Origin of the sequence: Streptomyces roseofulvus (assembly GCF_039534915.1) — a bacterium.
Taxonomy (GTDB): domain Bacteria; phylum Actinomycetota; class Actinomycetes; order Streptomycetales; family Streptomycetaceae; genus Streptomyces; species Streptomyces roseofulvus.
Genome location: NZ_BAAAWE010000001.1, coordinates 4,288,681 through 4,306,228 on the forward strand (window position 1 = coordinate 4,288,681; position 17,548 = coordinate 4,306,228).

The 17,548-nt window shown below is 72.0% G+C and carries 11 protein-coding genes and 4 tRNA genes; 9 read left to right on the plus strand and 6 right to left on the minus strand.

The window, feature by feature from the left end:
* Positions 1 to 200 precede the first annotated feature (200 nt).
* Complete coding sequence (locus ABFY03_RS19765) at positions 201 to 1,301, minus strand: Leu/Phe/Val dehydrogenase (protein WP_319011676.1); 1,101 nt, start codon at positions 1,299 to 1,301, stop codon at positions 201 to 203.
* A gap of 139 nt (positions 1,302 to 1,440) precedes the next feature.
* On the opposite strand from ABFY03_RS19765, the gene ABFY03_RS19770 reads away from it, so the two are divergent.
* Positions 1,441 to 2,295: a DUF8083 family protein gene (locus tag ABFY03_RS19770; RefSeq protein ID WP_319011677.1), complete on the plus strand. Its 855-nt coding sequence runs from the start codon at positions 1,441 to 1,443 to the stop codon at positions 2,293 to 2,295.
* A gap of 546 nt (positions 2,296 to 2,841) precedes the next feature.
* Complete coding sequence (bldC, locus tag ABFY03_RS19775) at positions 2,842 to 3,048, plus strand: developmental transcriptional regulator BldC (protein WP_003949541.1); 207 nt, start codon at positions 2,842 to 2,844, stop codon at positions 3,046 to 3,048.
* Between the two features lie 478 nt (positions 3,049 to 3,526).
* Here the strand turns inward: bldC and ABFY03_RS19780 are convergent.
* Positions 3,527 to 3,600, minus strand: a tRNA-Asp gene (locus ABFY03_RS19780).
* An 84-nt stretch (positions 3,601 to 3,684) separates the two neighbouring features.
* A complete protein-coding gene (gene hrpA, locus ABFY03_RS19785) occupies positions 3,685 to 7,671 on the minus strand; it encodes an ATP-dependent RNA helicase HrpA (protein WP_346170486.1) in 3,987 nt (1,328 codons plus the stop codon).
* A gap of 112 nt (positions 7,672 to 7,783) precedes the next feature.
* Here hrpA and ABFY03_RS19790 point away from each other — a divergent pair, with 112 nt between their 5' ends.
* Genes ABFY03_RS19790 through ABFY03_RS19800 form a run of 3 tightly spaced genes read left to right on the plus strand, consistent with a single transcriptional unit; the run spans position 7,784 to position 9,807 of the window.
* Positions 7,784 to 8,152, plus strand: coding sequence for a hypothetical protein (locus tag ABFY03_RS19790; RefSeq protein WP_346170487.1), 369 nt, complete (start codon positions 7,784 to 7,786; stop codon positions 8,150 to 8,152).
* A gap of 57 nt (positions 8,153 to 8,209) precedes the next feature.
* Positions 8,210 to 8,977, plus strand: coding sequence for a DsbA family protein (locus tag ABFY03_RS19795; RefSeq protein WP_346170488.1), 768 nt, complete (start codon positions 8,210 to 8,212; stop codon positions 8,975 to 8,977).
* The gene (locus ABFY03_RS19800) at positions 8,974 to 9,807 is read left to right on the plus strand and encodes a cytochrome c biogenesis CcdA family protein (RefSeq protein ID WP_319011681.1); all 834 of its coding nucleotides are present in this window, start codon (positions 8,974 to 8,976) and stop codon (positions 9,805 to 9,807) included. Before ABFY03_RS19795 ends, ABFY03_RS19800 begins: the two co-directional genes overlap by 4 nt.
* Positions 9,808 to 9,907: 100 nt before the next feature.
* Here ABFY03_RS19800 and ABFY03_RS19805 read toward each other — a convergent pair.
* The 3 genes from ABFY03_RS19805 to ABFY03_RS19815 all read right to left on the minus strand — a co-directional run bounded on the left by ABFY03_RS19805 (position 9,908) and on the right by ABFY03_RS19815 (position 10,194).
* Positions 9,908 to 9,981, minus strand: a tRNA-Phe gene (locus ABFY03_RS19805).
* 22 nt (positions 9,982 to 10,003) lie between these two features.
* Positions 10,004 to 10,077: transfer RNA gene (locus ABFY03_RS19810), tRNA-Asp, on the minus strand.
* Positions 10,078 to 10,121: 44 nt separating this feature from the next.
* Positions 10,122 to 10,194, minus strand: a tRNA-Glu gene (locus tag ABFY03_RS19815).
* 104 nt (positions 10,195 to 10,298) lie between these two features.
* On the opposite strand from ABFY03_RS19815, the gene ABFY03_RS19820 reads away from it, so the two are divergent.
* The 4 genes from ABFY03_RS19820 (at position 10,299) to ABFY03_RS19835 (ending at position 17,474) form a co-directional block, all read left to right on the plus strand.
* Positions 10,299 to 10,649 carry a metallopeptidase family protein gene (locus tag ABFY03_RS19820; RefSeq protein ID WP_030496497.1) on the plus strand — a complete coding sequence of 117 codons (351 nt, stop codon included), beginning with the start codon at positions 10,299 to 10,301 and terminating at the stop codon, positions 10,647 to 10,649.
* Between the two features lie 253 nt (positions 10,650 to 10,902).
* On the plus strand, positions 10,903 to 11,553 hold the full coding sequence (locus ABFY03_RS19825; protein ID WP_319011682.1) for a hypothetical protein: 651 nt from the start codon (positions 10,903 to 10,905) through the stop codon (positions 11,551 to 11,553).
* A gap of 199 nt (positions 11,554 to 11,752) precedes the next feature.
* Positions 11,753 to 14,029, plus strand: coding sequence for a DEAD/DEAH box helicase (locus ABFY03_RS19830; protein WP_346170489.1), 2,277 nt, complete (start codon positions 11,753 to 11,755; stop codon positions 14,027 to 14,029).
* Positions 14,030 to 14,216: 187 nt separating this feature from the next.
* The gene (locus ABFY03_RS19835) at positions 14,217 to 17,474 is read left to right on the plus strand and encodes an FG-GAP-like repeat-containing protein (protein ID WP_346170490.1); all 3,258 of its coding nucleotides are present in this window, start codon (positions 14,217 to 14,219) and stop codon (positions 17,472 to 17,474) included.
* The last annotated feature ends 74 nt before the right edge of the window (positions 17,475 to 17,548 follow it).

Below are 17,548 nucleotides of genomic sequence, written 5' to 3' on the forward strand. Positions count from 1 at the left end.
GACCGGTCCGTAGGGCTTCAACGGTACCTGTTTCCTCGGGTCTACGGTACGCCGCGCGCATCACATACCCCGGTACAGAACCATCGAGGTGCCCTTTCCTCGCTGGTCAATCGCGATTTTAACCTCTTCTGGGGGGCCGACCCGCCGACCGGCGTGAGCGAAGTCTCCCGGACGGCGGACGGGACGGCCCCCGTGGGGCGTCAGGCGTGGGCCCGGCGCGCCTCGGCCATCCGCTGCTCGGCGATGCGGTCGGCGGCCGCGGCCGGCGGAATGCCGTCCGCCTTCGCACGTGCGAAGATCTCCAGGGTGGTGTCGAAGATCTTCGTGGCCTTCGCCTTGCACCGGTCGAAGTCGAAGCCGTGCAGCTCGTCGGCGACCTGGATCACGCCGCCGGCGTTCACCACGTAGTCCGGGGCGTAGAGGATGCCGCGCTCCTCCAGGTCCTTCTCGACGCCGGGGTGCGCGAGCTGGTTGTTCGCCGCGCCGCAGACGATCTTCGCGGTGAGGAACGGGACGGTGGCGTCGTTCAGGGCGCCACCCAGCGCGCAGGGGGCGTAGATGTCGAGGCCCTCGACGCGGATCAGCGCTTCGGTGTCGGCGACGACCTGGACCTGCGGGTGCTTGTCGGTGATCCGGCGCACCGACTCCTCGCGGACGTCGGTGATGACGACCTCGGCGCCGTCCGCCAGGAGGTGCTCGACGAGGTAGTGGCCCACCTTGCCGACGCCGGCGACGCCGACCTTGCGGCCGCGCAGGGTCGGGTCGCCCCACAGGTGCTGGGCGGAGGCGCGCATGCCCTGGAAGACGCCGAAGGCGGTCAGGACGGAGGAGTCGCCGGCGCCGCCGTTCTCCGGGGAGCGGCCGGTGGTCCACTGGTTGGTCCGGGCCACCACGTCCATGTCGGCGACGTAGGTGCCGACGTCGCAGGCGGTGACGTAGCGCCCGCCGAGGGAGGCGACGAAGCGGCCGTAGGCGAGGAGGAGCTCCTCGGTCTTGATCAGCTCGGGGTCTCCGATGATCACGGCCTTGCCGCCGCCGTGGTCGAGCCCGGCCATGGCGTTCTTGTACGACATGCCGCGCGAGAGGTTGAGGGCGTCGGCGACGGCCTCGGCCTCGGTCGCGTACGGGTAGAAGCGGGTGCCGCCGAGGGCGGGGCCGAGGGCGGTGTTGTGCAGGGCGATGACGGCCTTGAGGCCGGTGGCGCGGTCCTGGCAGAGCACGACTTGCTCGTGGCCTCCCTGCTCCGAGTGGAACAGGGTGTGGAGGACGCCGTCAGTTGCGGTCACGGTGGTGACTCCCAAGGAAGAAGCGGCGGAAGGTCCCCCCTGCGGGTGGGGGAGGACCCATTGCGCCATGAGATTAAGTCCTACCTGGGCGTAGGTAGGGCGGAGTGGGCGGGATCACCCCCTCGCGGAGTACCCGCGTGGAAGGATTCGCGGCATGTCGGTCGACTCCACGTTGCTCGTCCCGTACGCCTCTTATCTCCGGGTGTACGAGCCGCTGGCCGCGTTCCCCGAGCCGGAGCGGACCCACTGGTCGCGGTACGCCCGCCGGCCGCGCACCCCGGGCGCCCAGGACGAGCTGCGGCGTTCGCTGGCGGACCTGGTGCCGGTGCCGCCGGTGCCGGTGCCGGTGCACGAGAGCGGCGAGGCGTTCGTGGCGCACCTGGACGGGGTGGTGGTGGTCTGTCCGTGGCGGACCCGGCTGCGGGGCTGGCTGGCGCTGCGGGAGCTGGTGGCGGAGAACGGGCTGCCGGCGTCGGTCCTGGACGCGATGCTGCCGCCGGTGGTGCGGGCCCAGGTGGAGGCGGACCACGAGCGGTGGCTGGAGCGGAACCCGGACGCGCGGCCGTGGATCAGGACGGCGGTGTGGCAGGTCCCGCTGCGCTGGTTCGCGCTCTTCGGGGACGAGGAGCGGTGCTACGAGGCGGGGGACCGGTCGGCGGGGCGGGCGCCGGTGCTGCGCTACCGGACGACGATGGCGCAGGCGCGGCGGCGGCTCGCGCGGGCCCTGCGGGCGCTGCGGGACTCGGTGGACGAGGGCGCGCTGACGCAGGGGCTCGTCGATGTGGGGCGCTGGCTGGAGGAGTTCCATCCGCGGGCGCTGGTCGAGCTGGACTACGGCGGTCTGGTGCACGCGGTGGCGGAGGAGCGGCTGGCGGCGGACCGGTCGGCGGCGGACGTGGCGGAGGGGCTCGCGGCGCTGCGGGCGGGGGACGACGCGACGGCGGCGGAGGTGTACGCGCGGCTGGCGGAGCGGTGGCGGTCCGTCAGGGACCTCCGGCACGCGAATTGACATAGGACGGGCATCTTCGTCAGGTGTGCATGGACAAGACATGTCCCGTCGGGGTAAATGATCTTCATGGTGGCTGGCCGGATCGTTCTGGCCGGATCCGGCGGGACGTTGGTCCTGAACCGGGCCTTTGGCTCAAGGGTGACGGACAGCACTAAACGTACCCTTGCGTCGATCACCTACCCTCGTGCCAAAATAGGACAAGGAGTCCGGGGAGGGTTCCTTCCGCCCAACTTTGGGCGGAACGCTCAGCATTGCACTCTATGGGGGGTCTGAGGACTCCTGATCGCTCTGTGACTGATCGTCACAGTGGCGTGACTGTCCGTTATGGCATGGTCAGTCGACTTCCGCCGCTGATGAACACCTGCGAGGGCAATTCCATCGGTTTGGCCGACGCGGCTGGACGGATGGTGTAGTTGTAGTGCCGAGGACAAGCCGTTCGTCCTATAACCGACTCGACCCGCTTCTGCCATTTCGGGCAAGGCGGGTCAAGGTGCAGAATTTAGAGGAAAGAACCGAGAAGGTTCGGTTCTCCCGAGGAGGCCGCTCATGACCGCTCGCACCCCTGATGCCGAGCCGCTGCTGACCCCTGCCGAGGTCGCCACGATGTTCCGCGTGGACCCGAAGACGGTGACCCGCTGGGCCAAGGCCGGCAAGCTCACGTCCATCCGCACCCTGGGTGGGCACCGCCGGTACCGCGAGGCCGAGGTCCGCGCCCTGCTGGCGGGCATTCCGCAGCAGCGCAGCGAGGCCTGAGGCTTACGCGAGACACGCAACACCCCGTAACACCGGGCCTGTCCGGGTCCCCCAATCCGGTCGCCCACCCCATAGCTCTGCCGGCGGTTCCTGCCCCAACAGGCCACCGTCACCGATCGCGCTGGACTCCGCCGGGTCCAGCGCGATCGTCGTTTTGGGCCCGCTCCCACCCGTCGAACATGGGTGCAATTGCACGTATTAAATTGGGACGTTGTAGGAGTGGTGTAAAAGAGGGGGTTCCCGAAGGGCTTCACGTGACTCCCGTCACACTCCCGAAGCCTTGCCGCAGAACCAGCCTGCCACCTCGAAAGTGTCCCCCAACCCGCCGTAGGTCACCGGCCGGTGGGACTTTCGTCCCCCGTTCGAGTGGAGTCGAAGCATCAGGGCGGCAGCGCCCGTGGACGGCGCACGACATGACGACGGCGCACGACATGACGAAGAAGGCCCGCATCGAGACGATGCGGGCCTTCTTCCAACGCGATCCTGACGGGACTTGAACCCGCGACCTCCACCTTGACAGGGTGGCGAGCTAACCAACTGCTCCACAGGACCCTCGCAACCGATCGTGCGTGGCTGCGAGAAGAACTGTACAGCAGGTCAGCGGTCCGGTCGAACTCACCGACGGCGAGGGACCCGCTACCGCGCCGGAGCGGGCACGGCCGCGTCGATCGCCTTCACGATCCGCTTGTCCGACACCGGGTGCGCGGTGCCCAGCGCGTGCGCGAAGTAGCTCACCCGCAGCTCCTCGATCATCCAGCGGATGTCCGTGACCTCGGTCGGCACCGGTCGCCCCTGCGGCAGCTGCTCCAGGAGCCACGCGTACTCGTCGAGCATCTCGTGGACCTTCTCCATCCGGGTGGTGTCCCGCTGGACCCCGGTCGGCATCTGCTGGAGCCGCCGGTCCGCCGCCACCAGGTAGCGCATCAGGTCCGGCAGCCGCTTCAGCCCCGTACGGGTCACGAAACCGGCCGGCATCAGCCACGCCAGCTGCTCCCGCACGTCCTGGAGGTTCGGCAGCAGCGCCGGGCTCGCGGTGGCCTTCAGGCGCCGCTCGCACGCCTGCCAGGCCGCCAGCACCTGCTGGACCTGGCCCACCGTGCGGACGGTCAGCTCCACCAGGTCGGCGCGGACCTTGTCGTACAGCTTCCGGAAGGACTCCTCGTCCCACACCGGGCCGCCGTGCTGCGCGATCAGCCGGTCGGCGGCGGCGGTGGCGCAGTCGTCGAAGAGCGCCTGGATCGAGCCGTGCGGGTTCGCCGACAGGGCCAGCTTCTGCTGGTTGGTCAGCTTGTCGGAGGCGAACTTCGCCGGATTCACCGGGATGTTCAGCATGATCAGCTTCCGGGTGCCGCGCCACATCGCCTGCGCCTGCTCGGCCTCCGAGTCGAAGAGCCGGACGGCGACGCTGTCGCCCTCGTCGACCAGCGCCGGGTAGGCCTTCACCGGCTGCCCGCCGCGCTTGGTCTCGAAGACCTTCGTCAGGGTGCCGATGCTCCAGTCCTTGAGCCCCGTCCGCTCCAGGGAGGGCCCGGAGCCGTCCGGGCCCGCCGTGGCCGCCTGGGCGGCCTTGGAGAGCGCCTGACGGGCCTTGGGGCGCAGCTTCAGCCGCAGCGTCTCCAGGTCCTTGTCCTCGGCCAGCTTCCGGCGCCGCTCGTCGACGATCCGGAAGGTGATCTTGAGGTGGTCGGGGAGCTTCGCCCAGTCGAAGTCCTCGGGGGCGAGCGGGACGCCGACCATCCGCTGCAGCTCGCGCGCGAGCGCCGTCGTCAGCGGCTCCTGCACGGGCACGACCGCGTCCAGGAACCGGCCGGCGTAGTTCGGCGCGGGCACGTAGTGGCGGCGGATCGGCTTCGGCAGCGAGCGGATCAGCTCGGTGACGACCTCTTCCCGCAGCCCGGGGATCTGCCAGTCGAAGCCCTCGTCGGTGACCTGGTTCAGCACCTGGAGCGGGATGTGGACGGTGACGCCGTCCGCGTCCGCGCCCGGCTCGAACTGGTACGTCACGCGGAACTTGAGCGCGCCCTGCCGCCACGAGTCCGGGTAGTCGTCCTTGGTGACGGCCCCGGCCTTCTCGTTGATGAGCATCTCGCGCTCGAAGTCGAGGAACTCCGGCTCCTCGCGCCGCTTGTGCTTCCACCACGAGTCGAAGTGGGCGCCGGACACGACGTGTTCGGGGACCCGCTTGTCGTAGAAGTCGAAGAGCGTCTCGTCGTCGACCAGGATGTCCCGGCGGCGGGCGCGGTGCTCCAGCTCCTCGACCTCGGTGAGCAGCTTGCGGTTGTCGGCGAAGAACTTGTGGTGGGTGCGCCAGTCGCCCTCCACCAGGGCGTTGCGGATGAACAGCTCGCGGGAGACCTCGGGGTCGATCCGCCCGTAGTTCACCTTGCGGTCGGCGACGATCGGGACGCCGTACAGCGTCACCTTCTCGTACGCCATGACGGCCGCCTGGTCCTTCTCCCAGTGCGGCTCGCTGTACGTCTTCTTCACCAGGTGCTGGGCGAGCGGCTCGACCCACTCGGGCTCGATCCGGGCGTTCACCCGGGCCCAGAGCCGCGAGGTCTCCACCAGCTCGGCGGACATCACCATCCGCGGCGGCTTCTTGAAGAGCGCCGAGCCGGGGAAGATCGCGAACTTGGCGTTCCGCGCGCCCAGGTACTCGTTCCGGGTGCCCTCCCGCCGGCCGTCCTTGGCGGCGCCCTCCTTGGACTCCTTCACGTCCTTCAGGCCGATGTGGGAGAGCAGTCCGGAGAGGAGGGAGACGTGCACGGAGTGCTCGGACGCGTCCTCCTCGTTGAGGTGGATGCCCATCTGCTTCGCGACGGTCCGCAGCTGGGAGTAGATGTCCTGCCACTCCCGGATGCGGAGGAAGTTCAGGTACTCCTGCTTGCACATCCGGCGGAAGGAGCTGGAGCCGCGCTCCTTCTGCTGCTCGCGGACGTACCGCCACAGGTTGAGGAAGGCGAGGAAGTCGCTGGTCTCGTCCTTGAAGCGGGCGTGCTGCTGGTCGGCCTGGGCCTGCTTGTCGGACGGCCGCTCGCGCGGGTCCTGGATGGAGAGGGCGGCCGCGATCACCATGACCTCGCGGACGCAGCCGTTCTTGTCGGCCTCCAGGACCATCCGGGCGAGCCGCGGGTCGACGGGCAGCTGGGAGAGCTTCCGGCCCTGCTCGGTGAGGCGCTTCTTGGGGTCCTTCTGCGCCGGGTCGAGCGCGCCGAGCTCCTGGAGGAGCTGGACGCCGTCCCGGATGTTGCGGTGGTCCGGCGGGTCGATGAAGGGGAACTTCTCGATGTCGCCGAGGCCGGCGGCGGTCATCTGGAGGATGACGGAGGCCAGGTTGGTCCGGAGGATCTCCGCGTCCGTGAACTCCGGTCGGGTGAGGAAGTCGTCCTCGGAGTACAGCCGGATGCAGATGCCGTCGCTCGTACGGCCGCAGCGGCCCTTGCGCTGGTTGGCGCTGGCCTGCGAGATCGCCTCGATCGGGAGCCGCTGGACCTTGGTGCGGTGGGAGTAGCGCGAGATGCGGGCGGTGCCCGGGTCGATCACGTACTTGATGCCGGGGACGGTCAGCGAGGTCTCGGCGACGTTGGTGGCGAGCACGATCCGGCGGCCGGAGTGCGCCTGGAAGACCCGGTGCTGCTCGGCGTGCGACAGCCGGGCGTACAGGGGCAGGATCTCCGTGTTGAAGAGCTTCTTCTTCGTCAGCGCGTCCGCCGTGTCGCGGATCTCCCGCTCGCCGGAGAGGAAGACCAGGATGTCGCCCGGCCCCTCCTTCTGGAGTTCGTCGACGGCGTCGCAGATGGCGGTGATCTGGTCCCGGTCGGACTCGTCCGAGTCCTCCTCCAGGAGCGGCCGGTAGCGGACCTCGACCGGGTACGTACGGCCGGAGACCTCGACGATCGGGGCGTCGCCGAAGTGGCGGGAGAAGCGCTCCGGGTCGATCGTCGCCGAGGTGATCACGACCTTGAGGTCGGGGCGCCGGGGGAGCAGCTGGGCCAGATAGCCGAGCAGGAAGTCGATGTTGAGGGACCGCTCGTGGGCCTCGTCGATGATGATCGTGTCGTAGGCGCGCAGCTCGCGGTCCGTCTGGATCTCGGCGAGCAGGATGCCGTCCGTCATCAGCTTCACGAAGGTCGCGTCGGGGTTCACCTGGTCGGTGAACCGGACCTTCCAGCCGACGGCCTCGCCGAGCGGGGTCCTCAGCTCCTCGGCGACCCGCTCGGCGACCGTGCGGGCGGCGATCCGGCGGGGCTGGGTGTGCCCGATCATGCCCCGGACGCCCCGGCCCAGCTCCAGACAGATCTTCGGGATCTGGGTGGTCTTGCCGGAGCCGGTCTCACCGGCGACGATCACGACCTGGTGGTCGCGTATCGCCTCCAGGATCTCGTCCTTCTTCTGCGAGACCGGGAGCTGTTCGGGATAGGTGACGGCGGGCACGCGGGCGGCACGCCCGTCGACCCGCTCCTTGGCCTTGGCCGCCTCTGCGGCGATCTCGTCCAGGACGGCGGCGCGGGCCTCGGGCTTGCGGATGCGGCGGGCGCCTTCGAGACGGCGGCCGAGCCGGTGGGAGTCCCGCAGCGAGACCTCGGCCAGGACGGACTGGAGGGCGGCGAAGGAAGTAGACATACGGAATCCAGGATCGCACCTGCGGCCGAGAAGCGGCGAACCGATTTACGAAGCGGGCCGCGCCGCGGTGCGTAGTATTCCGGGCATCTGGCCCGGACCGGAGAGGTTTCGCATGTTCCGCACCACCCACGCGCCGGCGGCGTTCGCCGCGCTGCTGGGCCTGGTGCTCGGCCTGCTGGTCTGCGGCGCCCCGGCCCCCGGCGGCGGTACCGCCCCGGGGACGGTCCCGGGGAAGGTCTCGGTCGTCGTGGGCGCCGCCGTGCCGGGCTGTGACCCGGGCCGTCCGGCCGACCTGGGCGACGAGGGTCCCGTCGTACCGCCGCGGGCGCAGGGCTTCGCCGAGCTGCTGCCCGTCCTGGCCGCCGACCGGCCGGCGTCCGCGGTCCGGCAGCCGGACCCGTGCGACCCGGCGGCGGTGCCGGGGCGGGAGCCGCCCGCGCGCGCCCCGAGCCCCGTGGAGCTGTCGGTCCTGAGGGTGTAGACGGACGGCCGCCTTCCGCCCGTCCTCGTCCCCCTTCCTCCTCAGGAGCGCTTCCGCATGTCCAAGCCCGTGTCCAAGCCGTCCACGCCGTCGACGCCGTCGAAGTTCAAGCCGATCGCCGTCGTGGCCGGGGTGGCGGCCGCCGCCGCGCTGCTCGGCGTGGTCTCGTACACCGCCACCAAGCCCCCGTCCCCCGGCGCCGCCGGCTCCTCGTCCGTCGCCGAGGTCTCCGCCGACCCGTCCGCCGGCGTCTACGCCGAGCTGGAGGCGTACGCCCGCCGCGACCCCGCCGACAAGCTCGCCCTGGGCCGTGCCGACGCGCCCGTGGTGCTCATCGAGTACGCCGACTTCAAGTGCGGCTACTGCGGCAAGTTCGCCCGCGACACCGAGCCCGCCCTCGTGAAGAAGTACGTCGAGAACGGCACCCTGCGCATCGAGTGGCGGAACTTCCCGATCTTCGGCGAGGAGTCGGAGGCCGTCGCCCGCGCCTCCTGGGCGGCCGGGCAGCAGGGCCGGTTCTGGGAGTTCCACCGGGCCGCCTACGCCGAGGGCGCCAAGGAGAAGGGCTTCGGCAGGGAGCGGCTCGCCGCCCTCGCGCGGGAGGCCGGCGTCCCCGACGCGGCCCGGTTCGCGAAGGACAGCGACAGCGAGGCGGCCCGGGACGCCGTACGGAAGGACCAGGAGCAGGGGTACGAGCTCGGCGCCTCCTCCACCCCGTCGTTCCTGGTGAACGGGCGGCCGATCGCCGGCGCCCAGCCCCTGGAGACCTTCACGGAGGCCATCGACGCGGCCGCGAGGACGGCCCGGGCGAAGGCCGGCCGGTGACCTCCGGCATCGGCTACTTCGCCGCCTTCCTCGGCGGGCTGCTCGCCCTCCTCAGCCCGTGCAGCGCCCTGCTCCTGCCCGCCTTCTTCGCGTACTCGATCGACACCCGCGCGAAGCTCGTGGCCAGGACCGGCATCCTCTACGCGGGCCTGGCGACCACCCTGGTGCCGCTGGGCGCGGCCGGCTCCCTCGCCGGCCGGTTCTTCTACGGCCACCGGGACCTGCTGGTCACCGCCGGCGGCTGGCTGATCATCGGGCTCGGCGTCCTCCAGGTCCTCGGCCTGGGCTTCACCTCCCGCCGGATCGCCGAGGCGAGCGGCCGCATCCGGCCCACCTCGGCGCTCTCCGTCTACGCCCTCGGCCTGGTCTACGGCCTCGCCGGCTTCTGCGCCGGCCCGATCCTGGGCAGCGTCCTGACGGTGGCGGCGCTGAGCGGCAGCCCGGCCTACGGGGGGCTGCTCCTCGCCGCCTACGCGCTCGGGATGGCGGTCCCGCTGTTCGTCCTGGCGCTGCTCTGGGAGCGGTACGACCTGGGGCGGCGGCGCTGGCTGCGCGGGCGCCCGCTGCGGGCGGGCCGCTTCGAGGTCCACTCGACGTCGCTGGTCTCGGGCCTCTTCTTCGTCGCCCTCGGCACCCTCTTCCTGGTCTTCGACGGGACGACCGCCCTGCCGGGGCTGCTCTCGGTCGACGACTCCTTCGCGGTGGAGGAGCGGGTGGCCGCGCTGGGCCGCGCGGTGCCGGACTGGGCGCTGCTCGTCGCGGTCGTGGCGGCGGTGGCGGGGGTGCTCGCGCTGCGGGGCCGCCGGGGGCGGCGGCGCGAGGAGGCCTGAGCGGTACGGGGGAGGGGCGCGGGCCCTTCCCCCGTACGGGCGCGGACCTTTCCGGGGGAACGAAGAAGGCCCCGTTCTTTCGAACGGGGCCTTCTCTTTGTGGCTGGGGCCGGGGTCGAACCGGCGACCTATCGCTTTTCAGGCGATCGCTCGTACCAACTGAGCTACCCAGCCACGAGATCATTGCTGACCTCAGCGATCCTGACGGGACTTGAACCCGCGACCTCCACCTTGACAGGGTGGCGAGCTAACCAACTGCTCCACAGGACCTTGCTTGTGTGTGCGCGATCACTAGTGTCGCACACGGTAATGCGTGCCCCCAACGGGATTCGAACCCGTGCTACCGCCTTGAAAGGGCGGCGTCCTGGGCCACTAGACGATGAGGGCTAGGGGCTCACCTGGGCGCTTCTCAGCGCGTCGGGGACGTGAGAAGCATATGGGATGGCGGGCGGTATCGCCAAAACGGTTTCCGAGGAGGGGAGAATGGCCCCGTGCTGGAGATGACGCGCGAGGAGTTCGAGGAGCTTGTCGCCGAGGCCCTGGACCGGATCCCGCCGGAGTTGACGCGGCTGATGGACAACGTCGCGGTGTTCGTGGAGGACGAGCCCTCTCCGGACGATCCCGAGCTGCTCGGGCTCTACGAGGGGACGCCGCTGACCGAGCGCGGCGAGTGGTACGCGGGCGTGCTGCCCGACCGGATCACGATCTACCGGGGGCCGACGCTGCGGATGTGCGAGTCCCGCGAGGACGTCGTGGCCGAGACCGAGATCACCGTGGTCCACGAGATCGCCCACCACTTCGGCATCGACGACGAGCGGCTGCACGCGCTGGGCTACGGCTGAGCCGGTGGCCGGTGGCCGGTGATCGCGGGTCGGGCTCGCGGTGATCTCCGGGTCGGGCTGCGGGTGATCTCCGGGTCGAACAAGGGGTCGCCGTCCCGTGTCCCTTGCGGTGCCTGGGGAGTTGGGCAGGGGGACGCGTTCCTTCCCCGCCTTTCTGTGTCCTGGAGGTGCCTCCGTGCGCCCTTTCCCCACCCGCGTTCGATGGGCCGCCGCCGCCCTCGCGGTCGCCGCGTGCGCCGGTCTGAGCGGCTGTATGAGTGTGAGCGACGAGAGCGCCCGGCCGGCGCCCGGCGCGACCGGGGGGAAGCCGGGCGCGTCGGCCGAGCCGGACGGCGGCACCGGAGCGCCTGACGGCGGCGGGGGCGCGTACGGCGGCGGGGGCGGCGACCGGCCCGGCGCGCCCGACGCCAAGGGCGGTGGCGGGAAGTCGCCGGTGCCGGGCGGTTCGCCCTCGGCCTCGGCCTCGCCCAGCGCGGGCGCGCGGACCCCCGACCCGGCCGCGCCCGGCGGGCCGCCGACGCACGGGACGCCCCCGGAGGCCGGCGGCACGGCCGGCGGGCACGCCGGGACGGGCGGCGCGTCCGGGAGCGCGGGCGGCGGCGGGGACACGGGCGGGACCGCCGGCGGCAGCGGGGGCGGGAGCGCGGGCGGCGGCACGGGCGGGACCGGCGGGGAGGCCGGAGGCGCGCCGGGCGGCGGCGGAAGCACCCCCTCGCCGGAGCCCACCCCGGAGCCGACCCCGACGCCGGAGCCCACCCCGGAGCCGACGCCGGAGCCCACTCCCGAGCCGACCTCGAACCCGACCGATCCGCCGACCGAGGGACCCTCCACTCAGATGGGTGGCGTGCGCGCCGCCGGATCGCCTACCGAACCGATGGCATCGCCGCAGGTGAGCCCGGTGTGACGCTGATCGGTTTGCCTTGAGCGTGGGGGAGTGCGTATGGTGGTAGATCGTTTGATCCCATTTGCCCGGCGCCACGACCGAAGAGCGCCGTGACTGGCGCGTACTCTCCCTTGCCGTGGCTGACCGCATCGAGGCGGTCTTGTGCGAAACACGGAGTTGACGGGCGCGTGCCGAGACTCCGGAAGGTTTCGCATTTCGCATGTCCATTTCCAGTTCTGACCACGCCGTCATGCCCGAGAACGACGAGATCACCGAGATCGTCGAGCTGGCCGACGACGCCGAGATCACCGACGAGCTCACCGACGGCGCCGACCTGGCCGAGCTCACCGACGAGGCCGACGACCTGGCCGACGACGCCGACCAGACCCCCGAGATCACCTTCGGTGACCTGGGTCTGCCCGAGGGCGTCGTCCGCAAGCTCGCGCAGAACGGCGTGACCACCCCCTTCCCGATCCAGGCCGCGACCATCCCGGACGCCCTGGCCGGCAAGGACATCCTGGGCCGCGGCCGCACCGGCTCCGGCAAGACCCTCTCCTTCGGCCTCCCGCTGCTCGCCACCCTGGCCGGCGGCGAGACCGAGAAGAAGAAGCCCCGCGGCGTCATCCTCACCCCGACCCGTGAGCTCGCGATGCAGGTCGCGGACGCCCTCCAGCCCTACGGCGACGTGCTCGGCCTCCGCATGAAGGTCGTCTGCGGCGGTACGTCGATGGGCAACCAGATCTACGCCCTGGAGCGCGGCGTCGACATCCTCGTCGCCACCCCGGGCCGTCTCCGCGACATCATCAACCGCGGCGCCTGCTCCCTGGAGCAGGTCCAGGTCGCCGTCCTCGACGAGGCCGACCAGATGGCCGACCTGGGCTTCCTGCCCGAGGTCACCGAGCTCCTCGACCAGGTCCCGGTCGGCGGCCAGCGCCTCCTCTTCTCCGCCACGCTGGAGAACGAGATCGACAGCCTGGTCAAGCGCTACCTGGTGAACCCGGTCACCCACGAGGTCGACCCGTCCGCCGGCGCCGTCACGACCATGACCCACCACGTCCTCGTCGTGAAGCCGAAGGACAAGGCCCCGGTCACCGCCGCGATCGCCGCCCGCAAGGGCCGCACCATCATCTTCGTCCGCACCCAGCTCGGTGCCGACCGCGTCGCCGAGCAGCTGCGCGAGTCCGGCGTGAAGGCCGACGCGCTGCACGGCGGCATGACCCAGGGCGCCCGTACCCGTACGCTCGCCGACTTCAAGGACGGGTACGTCAACGTCCTCGTCGCCACCGACGTCGCCGCCCGGGGCATCCACGTCGACGGCATCGACCTGGTCCTCAACGTGGACCCGGCCGGCGACCACAAGGACTACCTGCACCGCTCGGGCCGCACCGCCCGTGCCGGCCGCTCCGGCGTCGTGGTCTCCCTGGCCCTGCCGCACCAGCGCCGCCAGATCTTCCGCCTGATGGAGGACGCGGGCGTCGACGCCTCGCGCCACATCGTCGGCGGCGCCGGCGCGTTCGACCCGGAGGTCGCCGAGATCACCGGCGCCCGTTCGCTGACCGAGGTCCAGGCCGACTCGGCGAACAACTCGGCCAAGCAGGCCGAGCGCGAGGTCGTCGACCTGACCCGTCAGCTGGAGCGCCTGCAGCGCCGCGCCGTCGAGCTCCGCGAGGAGGCCGACCGCCTCGTCGCCCAGGCCGCCCGCGAGCGCGGCGAGGACCCGGAGACCGCCGTCGCCGCCGTCGTCGAGGCCGCCGAGGCCGAGGTCGCCGCGGCCGCCGCCGAGGCCGAGCGCGCCGCCCGCGAGGAGCAGCGCCGCGAGGAGCGTCCGGCCCGCGACGAGCGAGGCAACTACGAGCGCCGCGACCGCGGTGGCTTCCGCCGGGACAACGACCGTCCGTCGTTCCGTGACCGCGACGACCGTGGTGGCGACCGTGGCGGCTTCCGCCGCGACGACCGTCCGTCGGGCGGTTTCCGCCGGGACAACGACCGTCCGTCGTTCCGCGACCGTGACGACCGTGGCGGCCGTTCCTTCGAGCGTCGTGACAACGACCGTCCGTCCGGCGGCTTCCGCCGCGACAACGACCGTCCGTCGTTCCGTGACCGTGACGACCGTGGTGGCGACCGTGGCGGCTTCCGCCGCGACGACCGTCCGTCGGGCGGTTTCCGCCGGGACAACGACCGTCCGTCGTTCCGCGACCGTGACGACCGTGGCGGCCGTTCCTTCGAGCGTCGTGACAACGACCGTCCGTCCGGCGGCTTCCGCCGCGACGACCGTCCGTCGGGCGGCTTCCGCCGCGACGACCGCCCCTCCGGCGGCTTCCGCCGGGACAACGACCGTCCGTTCAACCGCGACCGTCGTGACGACCGTCCGTCGGGCGGCTTCCGCCGCGACGACCGTCCGTCCGGTGGCTTCCGCCGCGACGACCACCGCCCGTCCGGCTCCTCCTTCGGCGGCGGCCGCCGCGACGACAAGCCCCGCTGGAAGCGCAACGGCTGAGACCCCGGCCGTCTGACCTGACAGACGACGAAACCCCCGTGACATCCGCTGTCACGGGGGTTTCGTCGTATCCGCGTCCGGCGTACAACCGTCGGGCCGTCACGGGGGTCTCGTACAGGGGGGCACACGCGTCGCACGCGCGTGCGATGCCCCCGTCCCGATGGAACACCCCCGGGGAGGGGCCCTTTTGTCTCGTTCCACACCCACGCGGCGTACCCGTTTCCGCGCCGCGCTCGTCCTGGCGCTCGCGACCGTCACGGCGACGACGTCCGCCGGGCTCGCCGCGCCGCCCGCGGTCGCCGACACGGCGCCGCAGACGACCGTGCTGCCTGCCTCGCCGCGGTTCTCGCCGCGCGCCACCTCGATCCTCAACGCCGGCGAGACCGGCTACCTGCTGGCGCAGGAGGGCGACACCCGCCTCCAGTGGATCGACTACGCCACCGGCAAGGCGACGCCGCTCGCCGTCGCGCTGCCCGAGGCACCCCGCTACGACTACGAGAACGGCTACTGGGACACGTACCAGGGGCTGCCCATCGGAGGCGGCGGCCACTGGGGCCAGGGCTCCGACACGGTCGCCGTCTACGCCGCCACCCCGGCCCCGCACGTGACCCTCCAGAAGGGCGCGGGGGCGGTCTTCGCGGACCTCGTGATTCCCGAAGGCCAGACGTACGTGGGCACCTTCGGCGACACCGTGCTGACCCGGACCGGCGAGGCGAGTGCCCCCACCGGCTACCACCTGCTGCGGTCCGAGGCCGGCAAGGTGACGGACACACCGGTCACCGGTCTTCCCGAGGGGGCCGTGCCCACCGGCGTGGAGGACGGCGACGCGACCTCGCTCGTGCTCCGCTACAACGACTCCGCCGAGGGGTGGGGGAGCTGGGCGCTCGTCGACCTGGCGGACGGGGTGGCCTCGCCGCTCCCGGAGACCGAGGGCGACGCGTACGAGGTGAGCGGCTTCCGGCTCGCCGCCAAAACGATCCTGCGACTGCGTACCGGCCGGGGCAAGATCGACGTCCTGGACCGCGCCGCGCCCGGGACCCCGCTCCGTACGGTGGAGGCCGGCTCCGTCTCCTACGACGCCACCTTCGCCGCCGTCGGCACGACCGTCGTCGCCGTCCAGCGACAGAACTCCGGGAACAACGAGTACCGCGGCTCGGGCCTCTGGATCCTCCCCGGGGACGAAGAGGGCGGCCTGATGCGCCCCGTGCTGCAACTGGCCGACGAGCAGGTCGTGCTGGCTCCCGACGGGACCGCGCTGATCGCCGGAGCGAAGACCGCCGAGCCGCAGGGCGACATCGACTGGGCCGTGCACCGGCTCGTGGCGGCCACCGACGGTGGTGTGGAGGCACGCCGCCTCGCCACCGTCGAGCCCATGCCCGCCCGGATCTACGGCCTCTCCCTCGGCAGCGGCATCCTCACCCGCGCCGAGAACAGCACCTACTTCCAGCCCGGCGACTACTACGGCGTCTACCGCTCCACCTGGCTGACCGCGGCTGGGCAGCCGCAGCCGGTCCGCTCGACGGTGGACGGGCTGCTGCGCGGCGGCCGTGCGTCCTGCGCCACGGACTCCCCGGCGCGGTGTATCGAGATGCGGGCGAGCGGTGACGGCTTCCACGGGCGCCGGGACGCCGTCTACAACGACGCCACGATGATCCAGGAGAACGGGACGACCGGCTGGGGACCGCGGGTCACCACCGGCATGAGCAGCCCCGAGCTGACGGATCTCTCCGGCCGGTTCGGGCTGGTCACCAGCGGCGTGTCACGCGACGAGCCGTACGTCGTCGAGTTCCGGAAGCCGGACGGGGGCGTCATCCGCGAACGGCGCACCGACCTCACCGCCGCCCTGTGGGGTTCCACCCTGTGGAGCGCCACCAAGGACAGTCCGAAGATCACCTCGAAGTCGCTGGCGACCGGCGCCGCGGGGCCGTCCTTCACCACGCGCAACGGGTGCGCGCCGGTCCAGCTCCAGGCCGCCGGCCGCTGGGTGTACTGGTCCTGCGACGAGGACAACTGGGGTCCCGGGCGGGGCTCCGGCGTCTACGACCGGCAGACCGGGCGGACCATGGACGTCCCCGGCCTCGACTTCCGCAACACGATGCTCGGCGACGGCTATCTCGTCCGGCAGGACGCCGCGGCGGGCCTGCGCCTCTACGACCTGCACGCCGGGCTCCCTGCCTCCGGCTCCGCCGCCGACGTGCCGCAGCGGACCCTGGCGGGCGCCGCCGCCCTCGCCCCGGAGCCGCGGGCGGGCCTCGACTGGACCGTCGACCGCTTCGGCGGTCACGTCGCCTACGCCGGCCCCGACCAGCAGGTCCGCATCGTCAACACCGGTGTCGCCGCGCCGCCCGTCACCGCCATCGACTCCGCCGTCACCGGATCCGCGCTGAACCTGGCCACCTCCGGGACCGGCTGGTCCGGCCGCTGGTGGACCTCCAAGCCCACAGGCGCCTGGAAGGTCACCGTGAGGGAGAGCGCGACCGGGACGATCGTCCACACCGTCTCGGGCGCCGAGGCCCGCGGCCGGATCGACGCCGGCTGGACCGGAAAGAACGGCTCCGGCCAGGCCGCGCGGAACGGCGCGTACACCTGGACCCTCACCGCCCGGCCCGCGGACGGCATCGGCGCCGACCTCTCCCTGACCGGTTCCCTCACCGTGACCGGCGGCGCCCCTGCGGCGAAGCCCGCCTGGCGGGACGTCAGCGGCGACGGGAAGGGCGACCTGCTCGGCCTCACCTCAGGTGGCCAGCTGACCGTGCGCACCGGCACCGGTACCGGCGGGCTCGGCACGGGCGCCTCCGCCTCCGGCTGGCCCGCCTCCTCGGTCGTCGTGCCGTTCGGGGACCTCTCCGGCGACGGCTGCGCCGACCTGCTCGTCCGCGACTCCGCCGGGACGCTGACCCGGCACGACGGCTCGTGCGGCAAGACGGCGTTCGCGCCGGGCGGCCCGCGCCGGTCGATCGGCGGCGGCTGGCAGATCTACAACGCGCTGACCGCCCCCGGCGACCTCACCGGCGACAGCCGCACCGACCTGCTCGCCCGCACCCCCGCCGGTGAGCTGTGGCTCTACGCCGACAACGGCACCGGCGCCTTCACGACACGCACGCGGATCGGTGCGGGCTGGCAGACGTACGACCGGATCGTCGGCGCCGGCGACCTCGACGGCGACAAGCACGGCGACCTGCTCGCCCGGGACACCGCCGGCGTCCTCTGGCGGTACCGCGGCACCGGCAAGGGCACCTTCGGCACCCGGGTGCGGATCGGCGCCGGCTGGGGGACGTACAACTCGCTCGTCGGCGTCGGCGACATCACCGGTGACGGCAGGGCGGACCTGGTCGCCCGCGACACCGCCGGCGTGCTGTGGCGGTACGCCGGGACCGGCACCGGACTGTTCGCGGGGCGGGTGCGGATCGGCGGCGGCTGGCAGATGTACAAGACGCTGTCGTGAGGACCTCGACCGACGTGTGAAAAGACCGGCCCGTTCCCGTACAACCATCACGGGGGCGGGCCCGTCTCGTACAG

Bases quoted from the DNA above. Each gene is read 5' to 3' on its own strand.
- bldC (WP_003949541.1), top strand. From the start codon at position 2,842: ATGACCGCTCGCACCCCTGATGCCGAGCCGCTGCTGACCCCTGCCGAG.
- ABFY03_RS19795 (WP_346170488.1), top strand. From the start codon at position 8,210: ATGTCCAAGCCCGTGTCCAAGCCGTCCACGCCGTCGACGCCGTCGAAG.
- ABFY03_RS19770 (WP_319011677.1), top strand. From the start codon at position 1,441: ATGTCGGTCGACTCCACGTTGCTCGTCCCGTACGCCTCTTATCTCCGG.
- hrpA (WP_346170486.1), bottom strand. From the start codon at position 7,671: ATGTCTACTTCCTTCGCCGCCCTCCAGTCCGTCCTGGCCGAGGTCTCG.
- ABFY03_RS19830 (WP_346170489.1), top strand. From the start codon at position 11,753: ATGTCCATTTCCAGTTCTGACCACGCCGTCATGCCCGAGAACGACGAG.
- ABFY03_RS19825 (WP_319011682.1), top strand. From the start codon at position 10,903: ATGAGTGTGAGCGACGAGAGCGCCCGGCCGGCGCCCGGCGCGACCGGG.
- ABFY03_RS19790 (WP_346170487.1), top strand. From the start codon at position 7,784: ATGTTCCGCACCACCCACGCGCCGGCGGCGTTCGCCGCGCTGCTGGGC.